General features: G+C 38.8%; 7 protein-coding genes. 1 reads left to right on the plus strand and 6 read right to left on the minus strand.

Going from position 1 to position 3135, the window contains the following annotated elements:
* Positions 1-219 (plus strand): transposase (locus tag PX484_RS07165; RefSeq protein ID WP_288103288.1); only part of this gene is annotated, 219 nt, incomplete at its 5' end.
* Positions 220-372: 153 nt separating this feature from the next.
* Here PX484_RS07165 and PX484_RS07170 read toward each other — a convergent pair.
* From PX484_RS07170 to PX484_RS07195, 6 genes are all read right to left on the minus strand, one after another.
* A complete protein-coding gene (locus PX484_RS07170) occupies positions 373-678 on the minus strand; it encodes a type II toxin-antitoxin system RelE/ParE family toxin (RefSeq protein ID WP_353853216.1) in 306 nt (101 codons plus the stop codon).
* Positions 675-935, minus strand: a complete 261-nt coding sequence (locus PX484_RS07175) for a ribbon-helix-helix domain-containing protein (RefSeq protein WP_287767472.1) — start codon at positions 933-935, stop codon at positions 675-677. The genes PX484_RS07170 and PX484_RS07175 overlap by 4 nt, the downstream gene beginning before the upstream one ends.
* Before the next feature lie 134 nt (positions 936-1069).
* Entirely contained in the window at positions 1070-1399 is a 330-nt protein-coding gene (locus tag PX484_RS07180; RefSeq protein WP_002737427.1) for a helix-turn-helix domain-containing protein, read from the minus strand.
* Positions 1400-1426: 27 nt separating this feature from the next.
* Complete coding sequence (locus PX484_RS07185) at positions 1427-1780, minus strand: type II toxin-antitoxin system RelE/ParE family toxin (protein WP_287767470.1); 354 nt, start codon at positions 1778-1780, stop codon at positions 1427-1429.
* The gene (locus PX484_RS07190) at positions 1774-2025 is read right to left on the minus strand and encodes a GUN4 domain-containing protein (RefSeq protein ID WP_287665292.1); all 252 of its coding nucleotides are present in this window, start codon (positions 2023-2025) and stop codon (positions 1774-1776) included. The genes PX484_RS07185 and PX484_RS07190 overlap by 7 nt, the downstream gene beginning before the upstream one ends.
* 170 nt (positions 2026-2195) lie before the next feature.
* Positions 2196-3135, minus strand: a 940-nt coding sequence (locus tag PX484_RS07195) for a formylglycine-generating enzyme family protein (protein WP_288103290.1), incomplete at its 5' end; no start/stop codon positions are given.

The raw sequence follows: 3135 nt of genomic DNA on the forward strand, positions 1-3135 counted from the left end.
AAGTGGCAGCAGCAAGGATTATTTTTCTTTCAACTGCCCAAATATTCCTCTGAAATGAATCTTATTGAAATTGAATGGCATCAATTAAAAACTCATGAACTGGCAGGTCAAATTTTTCCCGATGAGTACGATTTAGCGCTCACTGTTAAACAAGGGATCGAAGCTCGCGCTCAAAAAGGAGGATACGAAACTCACTGTTTTAAGTTTAATTCTGCCTAGCTACTTAAGTCTTCAAAAATGTTTCCCGAACTAATAGTATATTCTGTCATAATCATTTATCTCCTTTTTGGTATTTATTGTTGCTCTTTTGCGATCTCCTGTGCTTTTTTCAGTCGTTCTTTTTCTCCTACAGGTGATTGCATCATTCAACCTTTATTTGATCTCAGAGAATAAAGCATCTAAATCTTGACGACCATTAACAATTCTTAAAATTTCCAACGTTTCATTAATTACTCGATAGAAAATAATATATCCATCTAAAGGTAAACCTCTCAAGGATGGTTTAATATGACTATAGCTGCGTCCTAACTTGGGAAATTGTACTAATTGTTGACACTTTTTGTAAAATTTTCTGAATAGTTTTTCACCTGCTTCAATATTTACTACTAAAAAATAATCGGCAATCTTGTTTAAATCTTGACTGGCTGAAGGCGCAATAATATAACGATTTATAATTATTTTTGTTGCGCTTTTTTAAATTTTTCGAGTATATCATTTATGACTTTTTCTCCATCTAATCCCTCTCCATTATCTAATTCTGCTATGGCAACGTCAATTTTTTGACGAGTTTCTTCTACCCATTGTAAGTAATCTTCATCGAGGATTTCTAGCAAGTAAAAAGCGGTATCTATGACTTGTTCTGAACTATTAAATCTGCCACTTTTTAACTGTTTTTGGATAAATTGTTCTTGATTGGGTTTTAGTTGAATATTCATGATGACTTTTGTAAGGTTAAGGGTTAAGTCGAGTGTCCTGTTTTATTTTACTACAAGGATTAGCTAAAATAGGTTAGTTGAGGTGCGTTACATTAACATTAACGCACCTTATGAGATCGGCGATTGCGCTTAGATTAGGATTGATTTCGATACATGACCTGGATACTTAAACTAGAGTTTGCTAAGGCTTGGGGAGTTACTAAGATTTCTATCTTCTGACCTAATGCTACTAGAAAGTCAAACATCTGCTCAAGAGAAAATTTTTGCAATCTGCCATTTTTTAAGTTAGAAATTTTAGCCTCGTCAATCCCCAAAATTTGACTGACCTCCTGCTCGCTTAATTCTTGTTCAGTAATCAGATCGTAAATCACTGAAGCCAGCTTGACTTTAGCGAGTTTTTCTTCTGCATTAGCAAAGCCTAAGTCTTCAAAAATGTTTCCCGAACTAATAGTATATTCTGTCATAATCATTTATCTCCTTTTTGTTATTTATTATTGCTCTTTTGCGATTTCCTGTGCTTTTTTTAGGCGTTCTTTGATTAGATTAACATTTTGTTTTGGTGTTTTAATCCCCGATTTTGATTTTTTCTGAAAGGCATGGAGAATAAAAATAGCATTGCTTAGTTTGATGGCATAAACTGTTCTATAGGTATCGGTTTGATAATCGCTGACTATTTCAAAAACACCATTAAAGCCCTTTAAGGCTTTGATGTTAGGATGATTCTGATTGTTCTGAACACGATAAAGAATATAGCCAACTTCATCAATAACCTCTTGAGGAAATTCTAATAGCTCCTTTTTTGATGCTCCAATCCAGATAACAGTTTTCAGTTGTTTATCTACCATTTTTTTGAAAAAATGTGAAAAATACAAATAAGGAAATGAGCTTTGGGAGCATTCTTGTTAAAGATTAGGTCAGAGTAAGACAAGCAATTTTCTCCTTTTTTCCAGCCGATGTGATCGCCGAACTTTTTCCACACTTCACTATTATATTCTCTCGTGTCACGGAGACTCTCATAGATTTCTTTCTGGACGCTGAAGCCAAATTTGCCGTTACTGTAGTGCGGACAACATGAAGTGCTAAAGCGCAACTACGAACCTTAACTCAAACTACAAATTATCCTAAATCCCTTGAGTAACCCACAGAAAACCGGTTTCTCCGAGAAACCCGTTTTCTACTCATGCTACCTCAATTTTCTCAAAAAAAAATCGACCCGCCGCTAGGCGGGAAAAAGAGAAAAAGAGAAAAAGGGTAAAAGGGTTACAGAGTCCTCCGAGCACCGCACACCACCCGAAAACCGACGTTGAAGAAGAGGCGGCGGTAGTTGTAGTTGCGGAAAGCGGAACGGCAGAGATTTGGAATATTGTACCAAGAACCGCCCCGCGGTATGCGATAATCATAATCATTATCATTATTATTTGTTATCCAAGCACTGCCATCCGTCGGCGCTCCGATATAGTTATCGTGCCAATCGTCTTCGCACCACTCCCAAACATTGCCACTCATGTCATAGAGTCCCCAAGCATTGGGCTTTTTCTGGCCCACAGGATGAGTTGTCCCCTGAGAATTTCCGTAATACCAAGCGTAATCTCCTAACTGATTAGCATCATCACCGAAATAAAAGCGAGTAGTAGTCCCCGCACGACAAGCATATTCCCATTCCGCTTCTGTGGGGAGACGATAGGTTTTCCCTGTTATCTGACTCAATTTCCGACAAAAGGCTTGAGCGTCATTCCAACTAATCTTTTCTACCGGATTTTGGGGATTATTTTGAAACCGAGAGGGATTGGTTCCCATTACCGCTTCATATTGTGCCTGAGTCACCGAATATTTCCCAATCGCAAAACCGTTGACTTGAACTTGGTGTGGAGGCTTTTCATTATCGCGAGCATCGGGATCACTGTCAGGAGATCCCATGAGAAATTGACCTGCTGGTAAGCTCACCATCTTCAGTGTTATCCCATTGGGTAGGTTTTCGGTAGAGGTGGTAAAATTCCCGACTCTCTCGATTACATGGTTGTTGATGCGTTGAATGGCGGTTTCCAGTTCGATTTCCTCGTCGGGGATTTCCACTTCCGTCCATTGCCATCCTTCCTGCTCGGCTCGCTCTAATGCGATCGCTAAACGGCCGCGCTTTTCTTCGCTGGTGACGAGGAAATTGAGCAAACTAGCCGATAGATTCTCGTTTTTGCGGAAAGAT

The sequence above is a fragment of the Microcystis sp. M49636_WE2 genome (genome assembly GCF_030065375.1).
GTDB lineage: Bacteria > Cyanobacteriota > Cyanobacteriia > Cyanobacteriales > Microcystaceae > Microcystis > Microcystis aeruginosa_C.

Coding starts and splice junctions, on each gene's coding strand:
- PX484_RS07175 (WP_287767472.1), bottom strand. CDS start 935: ATGAATATTCAACTAAAACCCAATCAAGAACAATTTATCCAAAAACAG.
- PX484_RS07180 (WP_002737427.1), bottom strand. CDS start 1,399: ATGACAGAATATACTATTAGTTCGGGAAACATTTTTGAAGACTTAGGC.
- PX484_RS07185 (WP_287767470.1), bottom strand. CDS start 1,780: ATGGTAGATAAACAACTGAAAACTGTTATCTGGATTGGAGCATCAAAA.